This is a genomic window from Pedobacter sp. SAFR-022 (assembly GCF_051965375.1).
In the GTDB taxonomy this organism is placed as follows: Bacteria; Bacteroidota; Bacteroidia; order Sphingobacteriales; family Sphingobacteriaceae; genus Pedobacter.
On record NZ_JBQCME010000001.1, the window covers coordinates 91,584 to 117,292 of the forward strand.

Sequence of the window (25,709 nt, forward strand, 5' to 3'; positions counted from 1 at the left end):
TCAATTGTTTTTTAAAGTACATAGTGGAAGGCAAACCACTCATCCTTCTCCGCGTTGTAATCCGTTCCAAACCAGATACCATTGGTTTCAACCTTTCCTGGAAAAGCTTTTACCACTTTGAAGGTGTTTTTAGTTGGCGACATGAAGCTGCCGGGGTTTTGGATCAACAGGTTGCCATTTAAGGTCACCTCATTGGTTGCTTCATTAATCGTAAAGGTACCGGTGGTGACCACACCGTTTTGATTGCGGGTATATTTCTGTCCACCTACACGGTCAAACAGGATCCAGGAATCCGCTGCTGCGGCATCCCAACTTGCATTCCATCCCCAGTCCCTGGAGTCGGCATGCGATTTTGTCCAGCCTTTGCCTTTACCGATCCAGTCTACCGGATTACCTGTAGCATCCAGTTTCCACAACCTGCCGGATGTGGTACCCGTTAGCATGCTCAGCAGTTCACCTGCCTTAAATGTCGGATCGAAACCTTCATCTGGGCCAGTTACCGGTGGCACATAGCTGTCCTTAAACTCCTGGGTGATGAAGTTGTAAACCAACATCGCCGGTCCTTCTCCATCTACATCACGGTCTCTGATCACACCCAGCTGCAGGCTGTTCTCATCTAATGAAAGTACTTTATAGTTGGTCCAGTTGCTCACGCCCGTAAGTCCGTTTTTAGCAGGTTTGTAACCGCGCAAGATGGAAGCATTGTTAATGGTCAAGGTCTTTGCTGCCACATTCAGGTAGTAAGTGCCATTCTGGGTAGCATTGTTTTCCATAGGCTTTACCGCTTTGAAAGAAGCGGTGCCTTTTAAACCGAAGGTCATCACGCCATAATTGCCTGCAGCCATCATGTTCGGATAGATATCCCCTGTTCCCGGACCCCATGTCCAGCAATCGCCACCATAACATCCGGTCGCATTGGCGCCATCTGCCCATGCAGCACCTTCTTTAAGCCAGCCATTGTTGACACCATAGAAGGATAATGGACCAGAAAAGAAGATACCATCAGTATCCAGGATCCAGTTTTTTTCATTGCCCACACCACCGGATAAAGCGGTCCATAGTGGATCGTTCACGTAGTTCAGGTTATCTTGAGTAACCTTTACCACTACAGAATCCATCTTTACCACCAATCCACCGGTTACCGCGGAAAACTTGATCACATAATCCCCTGCAAAAGCAAACTTCACGGTATCCGTTTTACGGGTAGAAGTTCCGGTTCCATAATCCCAGATGGATAAGGTGCCGGGGGTATTATTCTGCAGGATCACGGTATTACCCCCGGGGTCTGCTGCCATATCTTGCGTTACGCTAAAGTTAATGGCGGATTTATCGAGCACCGGCTCCAGCCTGTGTTCTTCTTTTTTACATGCAAGGAATGCCATAGAAAGCATAAACATTGCAAATATTCTAACATGTAATTTCATCGTCTTGTTGTTATATAATCAATGTTACCAACCTGGATTTTGCTTCAACGTACCATTCGCCAGGTTGATCTGGTTATATGGAATCTGTTGCAGACCCTGTGTTGCAATTACGTTTGCTGCCAGGATCGTCTTTTGGGTACTCACACCGCCATTGAGTACAGTTGTACTTTCTGCAATCTGCTGGGCTGCACGGTCCACCCCCTGGCGTAGCAGGTCATAGTAGCGGATGCCTTCAAATGCAAACTCCAGTCTGCGCTCTTTCATAATGTTTTCCTGGTTTACAGGAAGCGGGCTGAAAGCATCTTTCAACGCACGTTGTCTAACCTGATCGAAATAGGTCTGCGCATTGGCACTACCCAACTCCGCTGCCATCAGCAGCACATCGGCATAACGGATCGATACGTAATCCTGGAACTGCGCGATCTGGAAGTTCGGGTTACCATAACCCTCAGGCACTGGCTTTCCGTTCTCATCCACCATTGGGCTATACTTCTTGGTATAATATCCGGTGTATTCTCTTGCTTTACTTTGGTTGGTGAAGGGAAGTTTTTCATCTACAATGGAGATAATGGAAGCCGCTCTGCGGGTATCATTTGCAGCATAAGCATTCCATAATTTCGGGTTCACGGTTTCAGCACCCCAGCCATTTCCGTAAGGGAAAATTGCCTGCTCACGGATACCGCCCATGATCATCCAGTGGTTACCATCGGTATTGCCGTTGTAATCACTGGTGTAGGTGTATTTAATTGCGAATACAGTTTCCTTGTTGTCCTCTTTGGCGTAATTCGCTAAAGAAGCTGCAGGCCAAAGGTTTGCAAAATCTTCTACCAGACCATGACCGCTGTTGCTGATCACATCTTCCAGATAGCTGAGCGCCTGGGCTTTGGTCACCACACCTACAAGGTCAGCTTTACCATAATATCCGGTATAGTACAGGTAAACCCTGCCTAATAGAGACGCTGCGGCGTATTTAGTGGCGCGTCCGCGTTGCGCTAGTGGTTGTGCAGCATATCCAACCGCTGGCATGTTTTCAGCAGCAAACTTCAGGTCTTCTGCGATTACTTTATACACCTCCTCCGGGCTAGCCTGAGGTACATTTTCTGCGGATGCTTCAGTTAGCAAAGGGATGTTACCCCAAAGGCGTACCATGTCAAACAGCAAGTATGCACGAAGGAATTTCGCTTCCGCCTCATAAGCCAACCTGCTTGTCGCATCATCTCCCCACTGGATTTGATCAATTTTGCTGATCAGCATATTACAGCGGTATAGTGCTTTGTAATAAAGGATCCAGTTACGCTCATAAAGGTTCTGATCTGAAGGAGAACGGTTCCTGTCAAACTCGTCGATCATCTGGTAACCGAAACCATCAGAAGCACCGGTACCCCCGAAGGTATTGTCGGACATGACCTCTGCCGCTACCGGCAAGGCTACGCCCTCCGACCATACGATCTGTAATCCGTCATAACAGCCAACAAGGGCCGCATAAGCATCTTTTGGTGTTTTATAGAAGTTCTCATCCGTTACTGAGGTGATCGGTTCAGTATCCAGAAAACTTTTCTTGCATGCGCCTGCAGATAGTAATACCAGGGCAATTGCACATATTTTTATAGCTTTCATAATCGTAAAATCTGCTTGATTAAAATCTAAAATTAGCACCGAACATAAAGGTTCTAGGTCTAGGGTAATAACCCACGTCTACACCTGAAGAAAAGCCTTCAGAGCCATATCCGATTTCCGGATCCATACCATCGTATTTCGTGAAGGTGTACAGGTTAAGTGCTGAAGCGTAAAGTCTCACTTGTTTTAGGTAGCTCTTTTTGAACACGCGTCCAAGATCATAGCCTAGCGTCACGTTGCTGATGCGCAGGTAATCGCCTGACTGGATGTAAAGGTCGGAGAAGTTGGTCCAGTTGCGGTTGTCTTCCGTTACCCTTGGCGTTGTATTCGAAGAACCTTCACCGCGCCATCTGTCCAGTATTCTGCTGGTGTAGTTGCCATAAGGATTTGCCTGATTGCGGTAAGACTGTACCAGATCATTCCCGGCAACACCTGAAGCAACTAAAGAGAAATCGAAGCCTTTATAGTCTGCCGAAAGCGTGATACCGAACGTATAATCCGGGTTCGGGTTACCGATCATGGTGCGGTCGGCGCCGTCAATTTTACCGTCGCCATTTAAGTCAACGTAACGTACATCACCCGGAGCTGCCGTAGGCTGGATCGGGGATCCGTTGGCCTGATAAGCTTGTACATCCGCTTCATTCCGGAAGATACCATTGGTCTTTAAGCCCCAGAAATAACCAATCGGGAACCCGCTTTGTGCACGGTAAAATTCCTGTGCATTATCAAAAAGCTGATTGGTTAAGCCGTGCACGATACCGTCAGCGGTAGGAATATTACCTACGGTGTTTTTGTTGTAGGCACCGTTTACACCGATGCTGTAGTTGAATTCTCCAATTTTGTTTTTGAAGGTTAGGGCAAGCTCCATCCCAGTGTTCTTTACGTTACCACCATTGATGAAAGGCGCATCAGCACCTGCTGTTGCCAGAATCGGTGCCGAGATTAACCAATCCTTGGTTGTTTTCTGGTACCAGTCGAAATTGATGCTCAACATACCTTTCAGGATATTTGCATCAAAACCGATGTTGCTTTGTTCTGAAGTTTCCCACTTTAAGCCTGGGTTAGCAATACGGCTTGGGTAAGCGCCAGGTACCAGTGCACCTTCTTCAGGTCCGAAGATGTAATTGGTATTGCTTAAGGTGATTGGTGCCAGGTATTGGAAAGCAGCGATGTTCTGATTGCCGACCTGCCCCCAGCTCGCACGAAGCTTGAAGAAATCCAGCCAGTTGCGTTGTCCCTCCATAAATTTCTCATTGGTAGCCACCCAGCCCGCAGAGATAGAAGGGAAATAACCCCAGCGATTCTGCGCAGAGAACCTTGAAGAACCATCCGCACGGAAGGTAGCATTCAAGAGGTAAGTTTGTTTGTAGTTGTAATTCAACCTACCGAAATACGACATCCGGCGATCCTGATCATAAGGCGCACCACCTAAAGTAATACCGGCGATGTTTTTTCCTGTCGCATTACTCAGCCAGGCATGATCCAAATCTTCAAAGATCAGGTTGGTGTTGGTGCCGAAGATATTCGATCCATCCGCCTGGTAAGCAGAACTACCAGCCATCACTTCAAACTCGTGATCGGTTTTTACATTAAACTTATAGCTTAACAAGTTATCCCATATCAGCGATTTACCTTTGTTCATCGACTGGCTTGCGCGGGTCGTCAGGTTGTAAGCGTAAATTGAAAGCTGGTAGATCGGCACAAATGAGCGACTCTCTGCAGCGTTATAGTCCATACCAAGGCTGGTGCGGAACTTCAGGTTTTTAATTGGCTCAACCGTCAGGTAAACATCACCCAGCAGACGCTGATTGTTTCTTCTGTTCTGGTTACCGTAAACCATCTGTGCGTAAGGGTTAGCCTCACCATTGTTCCAGCTGGAGTTTGAGTTATCGAAGAAGTTGCCGTTTTCATCATACATCTGCACAAATGGGCTGGTATTGAAAGCACCACGTAAGGCATTGTTGTACTGGTTGCCTACGCCGATACCATTGTTGTTGATGTCGGTATAGGTTAAATGTTGACCGATTTTAAGGATGTCTTTATAGAAGTTGTGCTCGGAGTTGATCCTGAAGCTGTAACGCTCATAGTTGCTGAGGTCTTTACCGCCCACGATACCTTCCTGACTCGTATAAGAGAAAGCCGTGGAGAACACGGAAACATCTGAAGCGCCGGATGCACCGAGGGAATAGTTCTGCGTTAAAGCATCTTTTACAAACATCTCGTCCAGCCAGTTGGTACCTTCTCCGTAAGCAATGATCTGATCGTTGGTAAAGATCGGCTGTTTGCCACCATTGATCGCAGCCTCGTTCATGATGGAAGCATACTCCCTAGCGTTCAGCATGTCTGTCTTTTTAGCGACGTTCTGGATACCGGCATAAGCATCAAAAGTGATGGCTGCCGACTGACCAGGTTTACCGGTGCGGGTGGTAACGAGTACCACGCCGTTTGCTGCCTGTGAACCATAGATTGCAGCAGATGCCGCATCTTTCAGTACGTCGATGGACTCGATGTCTGCAGCGTTCAAGTAGGTGATATCTCCGGTGAGCACCCCGTCAACCACATACAGTGGTCCGGAGTTACCAATGGTACCAAGACCACGGATGGTCACTTTCATGGCTTCACCGGGCTGACCTGATGTGGAAGCGATCTGTACACCTGGTGTCTGGCCCTGAAGTCCTTGCAGCGCATTGGTTGTACTCTGCCGCTGCAGCGTCTCCCCTTTTACCTGTACAGTAGCACCGGTGACAAGTTTCTTCTGCTGCACGCCATAACCAACAACGACAACTTCATCAAGTTCCTGGTTGTCTTCTGCAAGGCTCACATTGATGTTGCCTGATGCGGCCACAGTGGCTTCTTTGGTGGTAAAACCTATGGAGCTGAATTGTAAAACATCTCCTGTTTGTGCCGTGATGCTATAGGCGCCATTCTGGTCCGTAGCGGCACCGCCGGTTTTGCCTTTTACTTTGATCACCACACCGGGGATCGGCTGTCCGTCGCTGGTTCCGGTCACCTTTCCACTAACTTGCCTTTGCTGCGCAAATGAAGGATGATTCAGAACAAGTAACGAGAGCAAAAACAGCAGGTAGAAGCCTGCTTTTTTAATACTGGGTTTCGTTTTCATTCCGTTCATAACGATTGAGTAATTAATTGATTCATTTATATTTGGTTGTTGTTTGTGCAGCTTATTTCAGTTTCAGGGAAGTTGCCTTGCCTGAATACTTGATCAGATTTTCTGTTTTCTGATCGAAGTCTAATGCTTTTGCCGACTTTGGTGTGATGTAGACCACACGGATATTTCTGTTTGGCAACATGCCTTTGAAGCTTCCCTTACGGTCTGCGATGTTCAAGGTTTTTGTTGCTTCCGTATAGTTCAGGGTGATGGTTGAAAAAGCCCCCTTCTCGTAATTGTAGTTGGTGCCTTCATCTTCATATAGCGTAAAGGATGCATCTTTTCCACCGTAAACAAAGATGGTTAGCGGGTCTGCTTTCTTCTCTGAGGTGTACTGAAGCTCCGGCCCGGTTGGAATAATGGAACCTTCTTTTACATATACCGGCATTCTTTCATATGGTGCGTCCGCATTGATCTGCTGACCACCTTTCAGGTAGTTACCAGAATACAGATCGTACCAACCCTGCCCCTCCGGCAAGTACAGGCTACGTTTGGTGTCTTTATAGTTGTAAACCGGGTTGATCAATAATGAAGGTCCGAACATGAATGCATCGTTCAGGTTAGATGCTTTCAGATCTTTCGGGAAGTCCATCATGAGCCCACGCATAATGGTATAGTCATTCTGATGGCTCATACCTGCAAGGGTGTACACGTATGGCATCAAGCGATACCGCAGCTTGTTGTAGTACAACATAGATTGATAGGCTTTATGATCTTCGGGTGCGATGTTGTAGATCTCGCGGAAGGGATATTGTCCGTGTGCACGGAACAAGGGTACGAAAGTACCGAATTGGAACCAGCGGGTGTTTAGTGCGCGCCACTCTTCCAGGTTTTCTGCGTTAGGTTGTTCGTACCTTCTTTCTACAGAGAAACCGCCAATGTCCATGGTCCAGTATGGCATACCGGATAGGGAGAAGTTGATACCTGCACCGATCTGTGCTTTCATATCTTCCCAACGTGAAGCAATATCTCCGCTCCAGGCTGCAGCGGCATACCTTTGTAGTCCTGCGTATGCAGAACGGGTTAAGATAAACACACGATCCTGCGGATTGGTCTTACGCTGCCCTTCATATACACCTTTAGCATTTACGAGTGGAAAAGCATTGAAGTAAGTCGTTGCAGAACCCTCATAGGTTGGCGTCATCAGCTCCTTGCGGATCTCCACCGGCAGATTGGAGTGCATATCTGGCTCCGTAGCATCCATCCACCAGGCATCGATGCCCTTGCTATACAGTCTCTTGTTCATCAGGCTCCATAATGCCTCACGACCTTTAGGGTTAAAAGCATCATAGAAGGTGTTAGAATAGCCCTTGCCAATCCAGTCTTTACGTCCATCTTCGATATTCCGCTTGTACAAATAGTTGTTCTTGTCAAATTCATCATAGACATCGAAGCCTTTGTTGAACTTCGGCCATACGGAGATCATCAGCTTCACGTTCTGATCGTGTATGGTTTTGATCATCTGGTCTGGATCTTTAAAACGTGCAGGATCAAACTCCTGGCTGCCCCATTCTGGTTCTTTCCAGTATGACCAGTCGAGTACGATGTTGTCTAAAGGAATTTTCCTGCTGCGGAACTCTTTTACGGTCGACAGGATCTCGTCCTGTGTTTTGTAACGCTCACGACTTTGCCAGAAGCCCATTGCCCATTTTGGCATGAGTACGGCTTTGCCAGTCACGGTGCGGTAGCCAGAAATGACCTGGTCGGCATTTTGCCCCTGTATAAAGTAGTAGTCAAGGGCAGCGCCAGATTCTGAGCTTAAGGCGAAGGTGTTTTTATGCGACTCAGGTGCCGGTGGCAGCACTTCCAGTCCGATATAGGACTCAGCACCATCGGGTATCCATTCGATCTTTACTTTGGTCTTTTTATTCTGTTCCAGGTTTAAGTCCAATACCGCGGAACCGGCATTCCAGGCCTGGCGCCAGTAATCAGCCACCAACTTGCCATCAAACCATACTTTGATGTAACCTGCATATTTTAGCTGTAACTGATAGAGGCCACTAACACCGCTAGACACAGAACCTTCATAGGTTACCAATGCATCTTGTAATTTGATGCGGTCGGAAGGAAATTTGTGCTGGTCTGTTAACCAGTTCATTGATAGCTCTGAAACGGCAGTGCTGAACAGCGTTTTCTCCGGTGCTGTTTTGTTCGCATAACTTGCGGTCAACCAGCCTTCTTTATTATCCTTAGAAAAAAGACGCATGGCACTCAGGGGCTCATAGTCCCTGATATCACCTGCACGGGTGATGGAATAGTTGTCCCATAGGATGCCATAACCTTTATTAGAGATTACAAAAGGTACAGCGATCTCCGTATTGTATTGTACAAGGTCAACCCTTCTGCCGCGGTAGTTTACGATACCTTGCTGGTGTTGGCCCAAGCCATAATAGGCTTCATTATCCTGTGCATCGAAGATTTGAGTAACCTGGTACGATGGCTCACCATTGAATACTTTGGCGCGCAGGGCAGGTTCTGCAATTTTGCTTTGTGCAAGTAAGATGTTATTGTTGGCGTCACGGTAAGTGATCAAACCTGTTTCCTTAGAAACCTCAACTTTTACCGCTGCGGTGATCAGTGAAACGATTTGTGCGTCTGAGCTGGCGGAGAATTTTACGTTGCCATTGGTTTTGATGGCCATTAAGGATTTACTTTCCGGGAAGCCCTCCGCTGCTGCGGATATGCCGCGGACATGAATGATCTGGTCTGTAACAGGTTCAAGTCTCAATTTTTTCAGGCCGGACAAAGCGTGGCCAATGGTTACTTCTATGCCATTTGATGTTTTAACATAGTCTTTACCTTCCTGGGCAGATACGTGGAGGTACAGGAAAAAACTGCCCATAAACAATAAGGATTTCGCCCTAAATTTATTCATAAGAATACATGATGGTTTACATTCGGTTTATTGACCTAAAAGTATCCGTATGAAGCTTTGATGAAGGGATAGAAATGATAACAATTTGGTATCAAAATGTTAACAAACCCGCCTGTTTTTACGATACAGGCGTTTTTGACTGCTTGGACTGGGCATATGTGGAAGGTAGGATTCCGAATTCCTGCTTGAAGTATTTACTGAAATGTTTAGGGTTGCTGAAGCCAACCTGGTAAGCCACTTCGGCTATACTGAGTTGTGATTCCAATAGTGGTTTTGATTTCTGAAGGCGGTAAGAACGGATCACTTCGACTGGTGATTTTCCGGTTAGCGGCACCAGCTTTTTATACAAGCCTACCCTGCTCATATTTAAGTCGGCGCTGAGCTGATCTACGCTATAATTGCTGTCTGATAAATGCTTTTCTATCTGCATAGAGAGCTGCCGGATAAATTTATCGTTTACAGATTCTACCTCTGCCTCCTGCGGTTTTAGGTCAACCTGCTTCTGGTAGGTCTTTTTACTCAGCGCCTGTTGTGCCAGCAGGTTCCGGATCTTGGACAGCAGGATCTCAAAGTTGAATGGTTTGGTCATGTAATCATTGGCACCTGTTTCCAGTCCGGTGAGTTGTTCGTCATCGGTGGTCAGGGCGGTTAACAGGATCACGGGCAGATGGGCGGTACGCTTATCCGACTTGATCTTTTTACATAGCTCGATACCATCCATCTCCGGCATGCTCACATCGCTCACAATGAGATCAGGATGCAGCGCGAGTACTTTCTGCCAGCCTTCCCTGCCGTTTACAGCTTCTACGATCTGGTAAAATTCTTTCAGGTTATCTTTAAGGTAGAAACGGAAGTCTTCATTGTCCTCTACCAACATCAACACAGGCTTCTTGCTATTTGGATCCAGCTCATTCCTTTCCTTTGATGCAACATTTTTACCACTGATCAGCATCGCTTGTGGCGGCATGATGCTGCTGTATTCGGCATGCTCTTCAGCAAAGGTCAGCGTAATGGTGAAGGTGCTACCTGCATTGACCACACTCTCGGCTTTGATCTCTCCGCCATGAAGCTTTACAAACTCTTTGGTGATGGACAGACCAATGCCACTACCCTGATTCACGATGGAATCTGGTACCTCGTTCTGAAAGAAACGTTCGAAGATCCGGTCGATCTTGTCGGCTTCGATGCCGATACCGGTGTCTATAACCTTCAATACCAGCGCCGTTTTATTCTGAAGGGTGTACCTGGTGCTGAGTTCAACGCCAACTTTACCGCCTTGCGGCGTGAACTTAAAAGCATTGGAGAGCAGGTTGAACAGGATACGCTCGATCTTATCATGATCAAACAAGGTGATCAGACTGCTGCGGTCAGCTTTGAAGTTCAGGCAGATGTTTTTACGATCGGCAACGTCACTAAAGGAAAGGCATAGCTCTTTGATGAAGGCGATGATATCGCCAGTTTTAGGATGCAGTTTAAGCTCGTGTACTTCCATCCTGCGGAAGTCCAGTAGTTGGTTTACCAGGTTGAGTAAGCGGCGGCCATTACGCTGTATCATTTGCAACTGCTGCTTGTCAGAATCACTGGCATGTTTGATCAGCTTCTCCAAAGGGGTGATGATCAGCGACAGCGGTGTACGGAATTCATGGCTGACATTGGTGAGGAACTTAATTTTCAACAGGTCCAGCTCGTGGAGGCGTTTACCCTGTTGCCGTTCCTGTTCGAGTAGAAACTCTTCCCGGGCGCGCTTAATGCCACGGTGCCGAAGGTATAGTAAGGAGCCACCAAACAGCAGCACATACATGATGTAAGCGAAGGTGGTACGCCAGATGGGTGGTTTGATCACGATCCTAACACTCTCCTCATTATTCGCCCAATTTCCAGAGGCATCCGTGGATACGACTTTAAACACGTACTCACCAGGATCGATATTGGTGTACGTGGCTCTTCGGATATCTTCCTGGAGTTCCTGCCATTGCTGGTCGAAACCCTCCAGCTTGTACCGGTATTTGATCTTCTGCGGACCGAAGTAGTTGAGTGCCGCGAAGCTTAACGTTATACTGTTCTGGCTGTATTTTAGTTCGAGGGTGTCTGTAAAAACAATGGATTTATGTAGAAGCACCCGCCCATCGATCTGCTCACCGATACCGACGCTCTTATTGGAGATCTGCAGTTCTGAAAGCACGATTAGCGGCTTGCTGTTATCTGTCTTGATCTCATCGGGGTTGAAGAGGTTAAATCCGTTCGCCCCACCGAACAGTAGCTCTCCTTTTCGCGTTTTATAACCGGCATTAGCGTTGAACGCACTGCCTTGCAGGCCATCATGCTCATCATACTTCCGGAAAGAATAGTTGAAGCGCTTCTGTTGATCACGCTGTACGATGATCTTGAAAAGTCCGTTCGCCGTACTCACCCAAAGGTTTTTATCCTGATCCTCAATTACCTTTAAAGTAGCTTTTTCAGTAAGCCCGTTCCGGCTGTCGAAGTTCAGAAAGTCCATGGTTTTTGGATTCAAACGACTCAAGCCGTCCCTGGTAGCAATCCAGATGAAACCATAGCTATCTTCCATCAGGTCATATACGATGTTATTGATCAGCGTATTGCGTTTACCCGCTTCCGTTTTGATGTGCTGGAATTTACCCTCCGGCGAAAGCTTATCTATACCTTCTGAGGTACCAATCCAGATGTTTCCAGCACGGTCTTCGATAAGGCAGGAGATGAAATTGGAGCCTACACTATTAGGCATACCGGCTTTGTAATGGGTAAACTTACCGGTTTGGCGATCCAGCTGATCCAATCCCCCGCTCAGCGTTGCTACCCAAAAGCGCCCTTTTCGATCTTCCAGAATATCCCATACCCGGTCGTCTGCCAGGCTGTTCGGATTCGCTGCTTTGTGTTTGTAGTTGTAAAACTTCCCATTTTCAAAGCGATCGAGCCCACCGAAGTAGGTGCCGATCCATAAGATCCCAGCTTTATCAATGAACAGGCTCACAATGATGTCGTTGCTCAAGCTATTCGAATTTGCAGGATTATGCTGGAAGCGTTTAAATTGTCCGGTTTTGCGGTTGAAGTAAAATAGTCCGCCACCATTTGTACCGATCCATAGATTTCCTTCTTTATCCTCCACAAAGCGGTTGATGTCGTCATAGACCAGTCCCGCTGGATTTACGCCCTGGTGACTGTACAGCGGAAACTTCAGGATCTTCTCATGGTAGAAACTCAACCCACGTTTAAAGGTGCCAATCCAGATGATGCCAGTCGGATCTTTATACAGGCTGGTAATACTGTTCTGACTTAAGCTTTTCAGGTCATCTTCCTTATTCAGCAGGTACCGGATCTTGAAATCGTGCTTATCGAGCAGGTTAACTCCGCCATGATCGGTAGCAATCCAGATCATGCCTTTGTTATCCTGCAGTAAGCCAGCGATAAGATTGTTGTTCAAGGACCCAGGTCCCTTGTCCAGGTAGCGCTTATTACCTTTCGCAGGGGAATAGTAGTCGATGCCATGTTGGGTGTTCGTGGTATAGATCCAGAGGTCCAGATCCTGATCTACAAACAGCCTGAAATCCTGGAATTCAGAAGTTTTCTTTAGTTGATAGTTGCGTATCCGTTTTTGCACTTTGCCGGACTTCCGGTCCAGCAGTTCTATGCTTTTGTTGCGGTGGATGACCCAGATATTGCCTTCAGCATCTTTCTGGATGGCAGAAACCGCGGTTTGATCTAAAGCACCTTTTGTTTCTCCGGCATTCTTAAGGTGCAAAGTCCTTTTCGTTGCAGGATTGTATTTGAAAACACCGGCCTCCAGTCCATTGAACCAGAAATTACCATCTTCATCCCGGATGATGTCACGAATGGCGCTGGCTGTAATGTTTAGCGTCTTAAGGTACGGTTTGACATCCCGCACAAAGCGCTGGCTAATGTTATCGTAGATGTTGGGGCCGCTGCGGGTTTCCAGGTATAACTTGTGCCCGGGTAGCTCAAAGATTCCGGTTACGAAATCGTCTACAATGGTTGTACTATCCCGCGGGTCATTCTTAAAGGTTTTAAACTGGTAACCGTCATACCGGTTCAGCCCGGAGAGCGTACCGAACCACATGAAGCCTTTGGAATCTTTCAGAATAGCATTTACCTGATTGTGGGATAGGCCGTTAGAGAGATCCAGCCGGGCGAACTGAATCTGGTTCTGTTGCCCGAAGCAGGTCGCAGATATTAAAATTATGGTCAGGAAAACAAGAAGTCTTTGCTGCAACATCAATACTCTGGCGCTAACCCGTTAGATATATTTGGAATAACGAAATTAAAAAACTCCAGCCCCTAAGCAAGCATAATCAGCAAAGTATTTCAAGCTGCAGGGCTGAACATCAACTTATTTCAGTGTGATCTCCAGGTTAACTTCCCTGGTTTGCGGAAGATTTAGCAAGAACTTACGGTCTTTAATCCTGTTGTTGCTTACCGTGAATCCATTTATCTTTAGCTGCTCGACTTCAGCAGGCATCACCAGGTTAACCTGGCGGCGTACGCCAGATCTAAGCGTAACTTTGATGCGTTTATCTGCCCATTCCAGTTGCTGCAGTTGAATGTTCCCCCTTAATAAAGCGCCTTCAAGTTTTCCTTTGTTCCATGCTTTTGGAAGTGCCGGCAGCAGTTTGATCATGTCTTGCTCGGAATACACCAGCATCTCCAGGATCACAGCGGGCAGTCCACCACTGATGTCGGTATTGAACAACTCGCCAACATTATGGAAAGAGCCCATACCAGTAGACCAGTATTTGGAAGACAGGAAGTCTACAGCGGTTTTTGCTTTCTCGGCTTCGCCGATGTGCGCCGCAGCGAGGCCAAGTTGTACCAGACCAAAAGACATCTCCCCGCCGCCTTCGTCCTCCCTGAATTTCATTTTACCATCTATGGTCTTGTTTACCGCAGCGAGAAGTGCCGGGTTACCGGTGATTGCGGAATCTGCTTTGTTATAGAGGGCATACAGTTGAGATACATGGCGGTGCGGCATGTTCTCCTCCAGCCCCGGCCACAGCCATTCGCGCAAGGTACCGTCGCTTGCCACTTCATATTCCGGCATTTTGCTCAACATCTCCGTCCAGAGCTTAACCTTTGGCGCATCCAGCGCTAAGGTTTTCGCTGCCGCAATGCAGTTGTTTAGCAGCTGGCGGGCGATCATCACATCCATGGTGGCATTGATCACCGCCTGGGATTTAGCGTTCGCCGGATTGTTTTCCGGGGAATATGAAGGATTAAAAATGTATTTCCCATCAGGTCCGGTGGTTAGAAAGGACTCGTAAAAGGCCGCAGCTTCCTTCATGAAAGGATAAGCACGGCTTTTCAGGAACTCCCGGTTTTGGGTGTACTGATAATAGTCGTAGAAAAAATCTGCCGCCCAGCCTGCTGCCCCGGTCCAGTATGTGAGGCACCAGATTTCACCGAAGTCAGTATCCAGTCCGTTGTTACTGGTATGTGCCGGAATGTGAATACCTTCGGCGCCGTATAGCAGCCTGGCATTTTCCCGGAAAGTAGGCATCTTATCTTCAAGGTATCGGAAGTATGCATCCATCAACTCCGGCATGTTGCTGCTTAGCACACTGGCAATAGCTGCAGGCAGGTTGCCGTCATGCGTAAAATCGGCCGACCATGGTGCCGTCCAGGTACCTGACCAGATGCCCTGCAGGTTTGGTGGATTCTTACCCATAGCACTGATGATGTTATATCTACCAGCATCATACACCTTTTCGATCAAAGCTGCAGGAACACTGGTCTTTGACTGCGCTAACAATGCTTCGCTATTTAACTGGCCTGACGCAGGATCTGCATTTAGATGCAGTCGCGAGCGACTGAATAATTTATTGTGAATTGAAACGTGGCGGTCACGAAGTACCGAATAGTCGGTACTCAGGTCATTCAGCTGTGCTTTCATTGCAGCAAGTTTGGACTGGCTCCAGTTTTTGGAAGGCTTGATCTGGATGAGCACTAATATTTCATCTGCATCTGTAATCTGCAGCTTTTGGCCAACAACCTCCACTTTCCCGCCTTTGAGCAGCACACGGCCAGCACCTTCATAGCCTTGTAAACCATCTTTGTAGTGGTTTTTAAATTTACATTGAAAGGTTAAGAAGTCAGGCTCCGCGGTGGCCTTTGCCTCCGCCACCCCAGTCTTCACGAAATCTGCCTGTTCAGCTTCTATGGGCCGTTGTGCAAAGTCGAGAGTCGTGCTGATCTTTGCATTGCCTTTAATGGAAATCACAATCACGCTATCCGCCCGCGAAACAAAGACCCTACGTTCGAAGGTACCTTTTTCATCCGCCCAGGTTACCATGGCTTCACCCGTTTCGAAGTTTACACTGCGTTGGTACTTTTTCAGGTTTAATGCTTGCTGATCGATATGCATGTCGAACGCAGGAATATAAGGATCGCGGCCAATATCAAATCCTTCCTTGTTGCGTTGATCAACAGGAATTCTGGCGGCAGTTTCGCCTTTACCCTCCAGCAGCAGCTTGCGGATCTCCTCCATCCGACTGCCCTGATTAATCGGCGTTTTAGGTTCGTTTAAGGGAATATACAGATCAGCCTGACTGAAGATCAGTGTTTCCGCATGAGGCTGTCCCATGACCATTGCGGCCAGGGTGCCATTTCCACTAAGCAGTGCATGTGACCAGTTGGATGCTGGCGCTGTACTTACAAAGCCTCTGGCGGGTGCCGTAAAGGGAATGGTTTGTGCACAAAGATTCGTGAAGAGCGTAGTCAGAAAAAACAACAGGGACAATCGGAATTTCATCATCAGGTATCGGGCTTAAAGTACCAAAGTTAAAAATATAGTGCTTCAAGCATTCGCAAGGTATCCCAATGTTTACTTTTGGGTACTTAAATGTAAACTAAAGATCCCGGAAGATGTGATGATAAACTTTGCGGAACAGTTCATCTGGCAGGAACGGCTTCACGAGGATATCATCTATACCCGTTTCCGCAAGCTTCGTCTCGATCTCAGAGGGCAAGGTCGCCGTTAAAGCAACGATCGGGATTTGAATGCCTTTAACCCGCATGGCCATCGAGGAGCTGTAACCATCCATCACCGGCATATGCAGGTCCATAAGGATGAGCTTGTGCCTCAATACATCTACCTTCTCCAAAGCATCTGCACCGTCTACAGCGACATCAACCGTGGCACCCCAGCGCTTCAGGAATGACTCTGCGACCATCACGTTCATCGGGTTATCCTCCACCAGCAGAATTGGCAAACCGGAGAACGGCTTGTTATCGCCTACCTTTAAGTGTTCTGCCTTTTTCACCTTTAAAAGCGTATGCGTTCGTTTGAAAGTGTGAGAGAAAAAGAAATTGGACCCTTTACCAGGTTCACTCTTCAATTGCAGCGTGGTTTTTCTTAGTTCGAGAATCCTTTTGGTAATGGCCAGTCCTAATCCAGTTCCGCCAAATCCCCTGACCGTAGACGAATCGGCCTGCGTAAACCGTTCGAAAATCCGGGCCTGGTTTTCTTGCGATATACCGATTCCGGTGTCTTTAACCTGTATTAGCAAGGTGACTGTTTGCGCATCAGCCTCGGTGACATTGATGTGTAAGGAGACACCACCTTCGGCGGTAAACTTGATCGCATTATGTACGAGGTTGGTAATGACCTGGAACAGCCTGGTTGGATCACCAATAACACGGTAGTTCAGTGATTCATCGATAAACAGCTTTAAAGAGATCCCCTTATCCTGCGCTGCACTATTCAGACTTGAAACCAGGTTGTTCGCTAAAGCAGGAATGTCCATCTCGATCTCCTCGAAGGTGATTTTACCAGCTTCTATCTTACTGTAATCCAGGATGTCGTTTACGATATTCAGCAGGTTGTTTGCAGAGAAAATGATCACATCCAGCAACTTTCGCTGATCTTGCCGGGGTTCATTTTTAAGCAAGAGGTGACTCATTCCGATCACCGAGTTTAGCGGGGTTCGGATCTCATGGCTCATGGTGCTCAAGAACTCTGATTTCGCTACAAGGCCTTCCGCAGCTTGTTCGCCTGCTTGTTTAAGCACGAATGACACCCGGTGAGACAGCACCAATGATTGCAGAAAGAAAAAGCTGATGTAACCCACAAAGCTGATCAGTTGTAGTTGCGGCAGAATGTGCCAGTAGTGGAGCAGCGAGATCGTAAAAACCGACATCAATGCAAAAGCGCTCGCAAGTGCATACAAGGAGCCTGGCCGTTTTTTGATGCAGGCGCGGATATACAGGTATGGCACGTACAACAAACAGAAGACCGTTACAACGAGGAACGGATTAATGAGGCTGCTGAACACGACCGGCGGAAACACGAGCGCCACAGCAGCAAAGCCAAAGCAAATGGTACAAATGGAAAAGACAACATACCGGTTGATGTCTTCTGGGTATAGATAGCGGCTGTAAAGGCCAAAGAAGCCAATTGCGGAGAATAAACTGATGTACTCAATTCTGATGGCGATATACCAGTTGACACCCGGAAACAAGCTATGCAGCACGTAATTGTCCGTACCAATCATACGATAGCTATAGATCATGGCAAAGATCGCGAACAGTAAGATTGCTTTATCGCGGTTACCAAAAAGGTACAGTCCAAGAAAAAACAATCCCCCCATGAGCACACAGCCGGTAAGCAAGAGATCGAAGGCTTCAGTACGTTTGCGGTCGAGTTTTACAAACTCTTTTGGTCCCAGGAAAATGGGCTTACTGATACCACCTTTGTGGTGGGTGAAATTAGAGATCTGGAGCAGTACGTTTAAGGTGTCGACACCGAGATCAAGGTCTACGTCCTTGTTTATCCACTCTGGAGTGGCCTCTGCAGCGCTCTTGCCGACGCGTCCATTATGCGCCACAACGGCGCCATTGATGATCAACTTGTAGGAGGTATACACTTCAGGCATACTGATCCGAAGCAATCCGGCATCCTTCGGCAGCAGCACAGTAAGCTTGTATGTGGCATATCCGAAAGATGGATAAGACTTTCCGTCGAAATTATAGCTGGTCCAGAGCTTGGGTACCTGTACCTTAACCCCTGGTTTCGATGCTTGCTGATGATCCTCGATCAACTCGTTCCAGTAGAACAGCCATTCGCCGTTTAGGGTAATATTCTCGGAGATACTCTGCTTACGAAGGTCGAGGATACCATCTTTCGCTTCAACATCCATCGCGTAACCGGAACCAACACTGCAGGAAAGCAGGAGCACTAATATTACATAAAGTGTTGATCGATTGAGTGTTTGTACAGAAAGCATTAGCAGCCAGATGGTAGGCCCAAGATAAAAATTTTCTTCTTAGGATTGCATTGCTTTTCTACATGGGTTTTTATGGTGTTTGCCGTGATACCGCGGGCTTAACAATATTGCTGATCATACCTTTAAAAATGAAGCCATGAAACGGCAATACGGAATACCAATATAGCCGGCCCAGCAGGCCTAAAGGTCTGAAGGTTGCCGTTTGTGTAAGTATATTGTCTTCGTTCATTTTAAACTCCAGCCAAGCCTCACCGGGTAGCTTCATCTCCGCGTAGAGCAACAGCCTTCGCTCCGCTTTATTGGCAATGAGCACCCGCCAGAAGTCAAGGGACTCTCCGGCATAAATTTCGGAGTCGCTTTTTCTTCCCCTGCGCATGCCTACCCCGCCCACCACCTGGTCCATAAAGCCACGAATCTCCCAAAGCCAGCGCCCATAATACCATCCACTTTTTCCGCCAATCGCCCAGATACGCTGCAGTGCGAGCTCAGGCTGTAGCGCCGATCGCCGTTGCACGTCCCGAAAGCAGCCATTCACCGGAACATCCAGATAGTGGGTCAGGCTGTTCTTGAAAAGGTCACTCGTTTGAGCATCTTTCCAGCTGGATAAAACCTGGTTTTGTTCAATCTTGTCGAATGCCAGTTTGATGGAAGTATCATAGTCGAGCAGCTGAATATGGAGCAGTTGTGCCAGATTATTGGCTTTGCAGATCACCTCCACTTTCATGCTGTTCACCAGATTTTTGGCCAGCACATAGGAGGTAGAAGTCACGAAGTACAGCCAGTAAGAAGATAAACGGGGTGTCATGACTGGCACAATAAAGATCCGTCTCTTCAAACCTCTGATCTTAGCAAAACGCAGCAGCATTTCTTTGTAGCTCAGTATATCTGTTCCGCCGATATCATAGGATCTACGGTACGTTTCCTCCCTTCCCAGCACCCCTACCAGGAACTCCACGACATTGCGGATACCGATAGGTTGGCATCTGGTCTTCAGCCATTTGGGTGTGATCATCACCGGAAGCTTTTCTACCAGATCACGGATAATTTCAAATGAGGCACTGCCTGATCCTACAATAATGCCTGCACGCAGCGTTGTCAGTGCAAAACAGCCAGTGCTTAGGATATCTTCAACGTTCTTTCTGGAGCTTAGATGTCGTGAAAGCCCGACATCATTTACGATGCCACTGAGGTAAATAACCTGTTTAATGTTCGTCTGTTCAATGCTTCGCTTGAAATGCTCTGCACAGGTTTGCTCCATCTGGCCAAAATCTGCAGACTGCGTAGACATGGAGTGAATGAGGTAATATGCCACATCCAGATCAGCGGGAATCTGCTGCAAGGTTTCTTCCTTAAGAAAATCGACCTCAATGATCTGCAGTTTAGCCTGCGGATAGCTATGATTAAAGCGGAACTTGTCCCGTACACAAGCTACAACTTCGTGCCCCTGATCCAGTAAGACCGGTAGTAACCGCTGTGCGATATAGCCGGTGACACCGGTGAGTAGTATTTTCAAAATCTAAAGGTTAAAACCATAAGAGCAAGTACAAAATGGGTATTCCACTAAACTCAGTCCTCCTGATGTTTCCTGCGGAAGATCTTCAGGAACTCAGTTAGGAACAGAGGCACCAATCCGAGTGCAATCACCATCATCCAGCCTTTAAGATCAAGCATCTGCAATCCAAAAGCTTCCTGCATGAATGGAATGCCAATAACAAGCAATTGTAACGCCAGACCGAGTACAATTGCTCCGGCGAGGTATTTATTGCTGAATACACCAATGCTAAAGATGGATTTTACGTGATTTCTGATGGCCAGGGAATAAAAAAGCTGACTGGCAACAAGCACCATGAAAGCCATGGTTCTGGCATATTCCACGATTTCAGGATTTACGGAGTGGTCAAAAGGACTTGCTCCATGCTCATAATAGCCATACCAGAAAGCGATAACGGTAAGCATACCGATGAGCAATCCACCGACCAGCACATTCCAGCCGCTTCCACCAGCGAAGAAGCTTTCGTTTTTAGCCCGAGGTTTCTCCTTCATCACATCCGGATCTCCCGGATCCATCCCCAGGGCCACCGCTGGCAAGGAATCGGTGATCAGATTGATCCACAGCAGTTGCGTGGCAATCAAAGGCACTTCCCAACCGATGCTCAGCGTAACGAACATGGTAACCACTTCACCCAAGTTACAGGTGAGCAGGAAGATTACAGACTTTTTGATGTTGTTGTAAATGTTGCGGCCCTGCTCAATAGCAACCACGATCGTCGAGAAGTTGTCGTCGGTAAGGATCATGTCGGCTGCACCTTTGGCGACATCGGTACCGGTGATGCCCATCGCCACGCCAATGTCAGCAGCGTTCAATGATGGTGCATCATTTACACCATCGCCGGTCATGGACACGATATTACCATGAGATTTTAATGCACGGACAATTCTAACCTTGTCTTCTGGCGATACCCGTGCAAAGACATGATACTGCTCAATGTTGGCCACAAAATCTTCTTCTTTCATGGCATTAAGTTCCTGAGTGGTTAGTGCTTGTTTAATATCATCAGCAATGCCCAACTCACGTGCAATGGCAAAAGCCGTGTTCTTATGGTCGCCGGTGATCATCACACAGGTGATTCCCGCAGCTTTGGCGCGCTTCACGGATTCGATAACCTCTGGTCTTGGCGGATCGATCATGCCGACCATACCGATCAGCACCAGATCCTGTTCCATTTCAGCTTCCGGTATGGGGCCACTTACCTGCTTGTAAGCTGCACCAAGGGTACGTAGCGCCTGATCAGACATCTGATCTGCAGCTTTCAGAAAAGCTGCTTTATGGCTTTCTGTAATTGGAACTTCCTTGCCTTGTTCTAACACCCGGCTGCATTTGTCCAGGAGGTTATCTATGGCACCCTTGGTGTAGACGGTATATTTTCCATCACTTTCGATCAGGGTAGACATGAGTTTTCGATCGGAATCAAAGGCAAACTCACCGATACGTTTATTGACCTGCGCCAAAGTTTTACGATCTAATCGGAGGTTATCGGCATAGATCAGGAGCGCAATTTCTGTCGGATCACCGGTACCTTCGTCATTTTCGTAGGTTGCGTCTGAGCAAAGGACCATCGCCTTTGCAAGCAGTTCAGCGTCGGCAGTGCCCTGCTGCTGATCTGCAACATCCTGCTCTCCCTCAAGCGTAAAACTTCTGGTAACGGTCATCTTGTTCTGGGTGAGTGTACCGGTTTTATCTGAACAGATGACATTCACGGAACCCAGGGTTTCTACTGCCGGCAACTGGCGGATGATGGCATTGCGTTTAGACATCTTGGTAACACCGATGGAAAGCACCACCGCAACAATGGCGGCAAGACCTTCCGGAATAGAAGCAACAGCCAATGACACGGAAGTCAGGAACATCTCCAGCAACTCACGGCCTTGGAACCAGGCAACGATAAAGATGAATACACAGATTCCAATCGCGAGCAAGCCAAGCGTTTTACCCAGTTTATCCAATCGTTCCTCCAGCGGCGTTTTGGATTCCTGCTCATTGCCAATGATGTTCGCGATTTTACCCACTTCCGTCTGCATGCTAATCGCGGTCACCACGCCTACACCCCTGCCATAGGTCACCAGCGTCGACATAAAGGCCGAATTATCCCGATCACCAAGCGCAGTATCTTCATCATGTATTTCCTCTGCGTTTTTACTGGAAGGAACCGACTCGCCGGTAAGCGAAGATTCCTCTACCTGCAGGTTTGCGGATTCGATCAAGCGGATATCCGCAGCGATAAAGCGGCCGGTATCCAAAATAAGGATGTCACCCGGCACAAGGGTTTCAGAATCAATTTCCTTGATGTTTCCGTCTCTTTTTACAATCGCTTTTGGTGAGGCAATTTTCTGTAAGGCTTCAATGGCATTCCCGGCTTTGATCTCCTGAACTACCCCCAGGACTGCGTTCAGAATGATAACGATCAGAATAATGACCGCATCTACATATTCGCCCATAAATAGGGTAATCACCACTGCTACAAACAGCACGTAGATCAGCCAATCCTGTAATTGCGCAATAAACAGCTGAAGTATACTTTTCCGCTTTTTACCGATAAGCTTATTGGGGCCATATTGTTCCTGCCGATTGGCGACGTCCTGCGAAGAAAGGCCGGTATTGGGATCAACATGAAGTTCGGAGAGTACGTTTGAGATGGCTTTGGCGAAATACGACATAAAGGAATGCTAATACTTAGGGAACAACCACTAATTAACAAATAAAAAATCGAGTTGTTGACAGCAATTGGAGAAACTGGATGTGTTTAAAACACAAGACCTTTAGCCACTTGGTTTATTTTCTTTCGCTGTTTTTTTATGGAAAAGCCCCAGACGAGACATCCTCAATTTAAAATAGATCTATTTACCTAACCCTTAATGTTATGTTCGGTTCCAAAATCAATCTGCACAGAGAAGAATGGCTTGATGTTATTTTCGATCAGAAGAATAAAAATTATGGTGCCTATGAATTACGGCGCCAAAGTGACGCGAACACTTCCAAATCACTGCTTTATGCCGGAACATTATTCATTCTCCTGTTCCTGAGTCCGAGAATTATCAGTTTGATCAACGGCACGGTACCCGAGGATGTTACCAGCAGCCCAGTGGAGGTGATCATTGCAGCACCGCCGCCAATAAACCCGGAAACACCACCACCGCCAGCTGTCGAACCGCCTCCTGCACGACAAAATCAGCTGAAGTTTCCTCCGCCGGTGGTTCGTGCAGATAATCTGGTGAATGATGTGGAACCGCCACAGATCAAAGATTTGCAGAATGCAGATCCTGGTCAGAAGACCATAGCAGGATCACCAGACGCGGATATTGTGATTGTCGAGCCTGCTGGCGATGGACCGAAAAGAGATGCAGCTGCAATAGTTGACGATACAAAGGTCTATGACATAGCCCTACTGGAGGTGCAGCCTACCTTTCCAGGTGGTATTGAAAAGTTCTACCAATACCTGAATAAATCGATCAAATACCCGCCAATGGCTGCAGAGAACAACATTCAGGGAAAAGTTTTTGTATCCTTTGTCGTTGAGCGGAATGGAACATTAACAGACATCAAGGTATTGAGAAGTCTGGGCGGTGGTACAGACGAAGAAGCAGTCCGGGTACTGAAGGCAAGTCCGACCTGGATACCCGGTGTGCAAAATGGCAAGCAGGTCCGGGTAAAGTATAATATCCCGATCAGTTTCTCGCTTTCGCAATAATCAGCTGGTCAGCGTTGACCAGAAGGTTGCTTCTGGTTAACGCTGGCTTTGCAAATTACCGCTTTAAAATATAGAAGTTCATCTCCGAACGTACAACAAATCCCATTCTTTGATAGAGATCGGCAGCTAAGGTATTCTCTGATTTTACGTGTAAATAAGGTACTCGTCCTGCAGCAGTTATTTGTTTTACCTTGTGCATGATTAGTCTTCTCGCAAAACCTCTCCCAGCATAATCCGGATGTGTGCAAACAGCACTGATCTCCGTGTAGGCTCCAGCACGCAGACGCTCGCCTGCCATCGCAACCAAATCATCCCCAAAGAATATACCGCTGTAGCCTCCAAATTCAATTGTTCGCTGGGAAAAGGGTCCTGGTGGAGCGATCTGCGTCAAGGTTAACATTTGAGGAACATGCTGTTCGCTAAGTTCAACAATATCCCCTACCTGTACTTCTTCAGGAATTTCAGCTTCAAAAACCATCTGCAATCCTGGTATTTTGTCGACAATGGTCCATGGCGATGGATCAAGATCATTCTTGGGCGAGAACATCACTATAATTTGTTCATCCCTGAAACACTCGAGGAGGCTGCTAAAGTTATCGGGTGTATCTTCAATTAATGCGGCGAAAGGCGAAACCTCCGGAAAGAAGTATTTCAGCTGATCCGTGCCTTGGCCAAGATGCCGGCTTTCACCGTTCAATGCCCACCAGATCGGGTTGTCTAAAATGTGTGTCATATCGTATGTTGCAAAGATAAGAAGATGTCCCTATAACATGGGCCTGGCTTAAAGCCGCAGCACAAACAACCTGAAAGCAGGATTGTTAACTTTACTAAAGCAGCATATGAACCTTCAACGTCAGCCACATACCAGCCCCCTGCAAAAAGTAGCGAGGATTCTGCTCGGCACCTTCATGGTCTTCGCCGGAATTGGCCACTTAACTTTTCAGCGCAAGGCCTTTCAGGCGCAGGTTCCGGAATGGTTACCGGTTCCTAAGGACTTCACTGTTGTTTCGTCAGGGTTCGTCGAAATCGCATTGGGATTAACACTAATCTTCTGGAAAAAGCAACGGGTAAATACAGGGATCTTTCTGGCGCTTTTTTATATTCTGGTGTTTCCGGGGAATATTGCTCAATATATCGGGCACAAAGATGCCTTTGGACTAGATACTGATGGAAAGCGCTTGGGCAGGCTGTTCTTTCAGCCTGTGCTGATTTTATGGGTGCTTTGGTCTACCGGGGCATTGAAGAAAATCAGCAAACGGGAGATTGGATAACTAATCGTATACCCCTAGATCTGCTGCAATTTTATGAGGGAGCATAATCATCGTCTGCAGCTCTAGAGCATCTTCGGTATTGTAAAACAGTTTTTCAATCGTCCGGAATACCTCATGTTCAGAAATCATCTTTGGTTTACCAGCCTTTTTCCCGGTGATCATGACCAAAAATGGGATACCGATCTGTTTGATTTGTGGGCTCGGAGCGATTTTATGGAAATCAATCTTGTTCAAAAGCACCGGCTCTATATCGGGGAAGAAGATTTGAACATGGGATCATTACTTTCCAACTTGGGAACGCTTTGATCAATCAATACCCTGACTGCAAATACATAGTTTGCTGTTGAATCGTTTACCTTCTCTACGCTAAATGCGGAACTAAATACTTCATCAAGTCTTTTGTATTCTAATGTCCGTTCCTGATCTGTAAATTGTCCATATGCATTTAAACATACGCAGAAGCTCATTAGGAACAAGAAAGAAAACAATCTAATCGCCTTGGTCTCATTGTGTAAGCTAAATTCCATCAGTTGAGCGTTTCTTTTTCAATGCGTTGGCACAATGCGGAATTGTGCTAAACTATCAAAATCGAGTTTGAGGCTGTCTTAAGAAATTTCACAAGCTCTATAGATTGACTTGGAACCTTACTGGAAATCCGTATAACGCAAAAAAGCTCCAGATTTCTCTGAAGCTTTTTTGTGGTGCGAGCTGGGATCGAACCAGCGACACAAGGATTTTCAGTCCTTTGCTCTACCGACTGAGCTATCGCACCTTTTACCGTCTATCTTACTAAACGTTCCCTCGGTTGGGGATTGCAAATGTAGCTTCTTTTTTTTACTCACCAAATCTTTTTATA

14 protein-coding genes and 1 tRNA gene are annotated in these 25,709 nt (G+C 47.1%); 2 read left to right on the forward strand and 13 right to left on the reverse strand.

The window, feature by feature from the left end:
* Window positions 1-11: 11 nt before the first annotated feature.
* From ACTHQF_RS00460 to ACTHQF_RS00500, 9 genes are all read right to left on the reverse strand, one after another.
* Entirely contained in the window at window positions 12-1,424 is a 1,413-nt protein-coding gene (locus ACTHQF_RS00460) for a hypothetical protein (RefSeq protein WP_440427742.1), read from the reverse strand.
* Window positions 1,425-1,448: 24 nt separating this feature from the next.
* On the reverse strand, window positions 1,449-3,041 hold the full coding sequence (locus ACTHQF_RS00465; protein WP_440427744.1) for a RagB/SusD family nutrient uptake outer membrane protein: 1,593 nt from the start codon (window positions 3,039-3,041) through the stop codon (window positions 1,449-1,451).
* A 19-nt stretch (window positions 3,042-3,060) separates the two neighbouring features.
* Entirely contained in the window at window positions 3,061-6,162 is a 3,102-nt protein-coding gene (locus ACTHQF_RS00470; RefSeq protein ID WP_440427746.1) for a SusC/RagA family TonB-linked outer membrane protein, read from the reverse strand.
* A gap of 61 nt (window positions 6,163-6,223) precedes the next feature.
* Window positions 6,224-9,085 (reverse strand): TIM-barrel domain-containing protein, encoded by a 2,862-nt coding sequence (locus ACTHQF_RS00475; RefSeq protein ID WP_440427748.1) that lies wholly within the window; start codon window positions 9,083-9,085, stop codon window positions 6,224-6,226.
* Window positions 9,086-9,203: 118 nt separating this feature from the next.
* Window positions 9,204-13,334 carry a two-component regulator propeller domain-containing protein gene (locus ACTHQF_RS00480; RefSeq protein WP_440427750.1) on the reverse strand — a complete coding sequence of 1,377 codons (4,131 nt, stop codon included), beginning with the start codon at window positions 13,332-13,334 and terminating at the stop codon, window positions 9,204-9,206.
* Window positions 13,335-13,448: 114 nt separating this feature from the next.
* Complete coding sequence (locus ACTHQF_RS00485) at window positions 13,449-15,866, reverse strand: glycosyl hydrolase family 95 catalytic domain-containing protein (RefSeq protein ID WP_440427752.1); 2,418 nt, start codon at window positions 15,864-15,866, stop codon at window positions 13,449-13,451.
* Window positions 15,867-15,960: 94 nt separating this feature from the next.
* A complete protein-coding gene (locus tag ACTHQF_RS00490; protein WP_440427754.1) occupies window positions 15,961-18,336 on the reverse strand; it encodes an ATP-binding protein in 2,376 nt (791 codons plus the stop codon).
* Between the two features lie 70 nt (window positions 18,337-18,406).
* Complete coding sequence (locus tag ACTHQF_RS00495) at window positions 18,407-19,849, reverse strand: SDR family oxidoreductase (RefSeq protein ID WP_440427756.1); 1,443 nt, start codon at window positions 19,847-19,849, stop codon at window positions 18,407-18,409.
* Between the two features lie 53 nt (window positions 19,850-19,902).
* Complete coding sequence (locus ACTHQF_RS00500) at window positions 19,903-22,551, reverse strand: cation-translocating P-type ATPase (RefSeq protein WP_440427758.1); 2,649 nt, start codon at window positions 22,549-22,551, stop codon at window positions 19,903-19,905.
* 203 nt (window positions 22,552-22,754) lie between these two features.
* On the opposite strand from ACTHQF_RS00500, the gene ACTHQF_RS00505 reads away from it, so the two are divergent.
* Window positions 22,755-23,582 carry an energy transducer TonB gene (locus tag ACTHQF_RS00505; RefSeq protein WP_440427760.1) on the forward strand — a complete coding sequence of 276 codons (828 nt, stop codon included), beginning with the start codon at window positions 22,755-22,757 and terminating at the stop codon, window positions 23,580-23,582.
* A 55-nt stretch (window positions 23,583-23,637) separates the two neighbouring features.
* On the opposite strand, the gene ACTHQF_RS00510 is transcribed toward ACTHQF_RS00505, so the two are convergent.
* Window positions 23,638-24,315, reverse strand: a complete 678-nt coding sequence (locus ACTHQF_RS00510) for a GNAT family N-acetyltransferase (protein ID WP_440427762.1) — start codon at window positions 24,313-24,315, stop codon at window positions 23,638-23,640.
* 106 nt (window positions 24,316-24,421) lie between these two features.
* On the opposite strand from ACTHQF_RS00510, the gene ACTHQF_RS00515 reads away from it, so the two are divergent.
* Window positions 24,422-24,853 (forward strand): DoxX family protein, encoded by a 432-nt coding sequence (locus tag ACTHQF_RS00515; RefSeq protein ID WP_440427764.1) that lies wholly within the window; start codon window positions 24,422-24,424, stop codon window positions 24,851-24,853.
* Here ACTHQF_RS00515 and ACTHQF_RS00520 read toward each other — a convergent pair whose 3' ends face one another.
* From ACTHQF_RS00520 to ACTHQF_RS00530, 3 genes are all read right to left on the reverse strand, one after another.
* Window positions 24,854-25,087: a hypothetical protein gene (locus ACTHQF_RS00520; protein ID WP_440427766.1), complete on the reverse strand. Its 234-nt coding sequence runs from the start codon at window positions 25,085-25,087 to the stop codon at window positions 24,854-24,856.
* An 11-nt stretch (window positions 25,088-25,098) separates the two neighbouring features.
* Complete coding sequence (locus ACTHQF_RS00525; RefSeq protein WP_440427767.1) at window positions 25,099-25,380, reverse strand: hypothetical protein; 282 nt, start codon at window positions 25,378-25,380, stop codon at window positions 25,099-25,101.
* Between the two features lie 172 nt (window positions 25,381-25,552).
* Window positions 25,553-25,625 (reverse strand) — tRNA-Phe (locus ACTHQF_RS00530).
* Window positions 25,626-25,709: the final 84 nt, after the last annotated feature.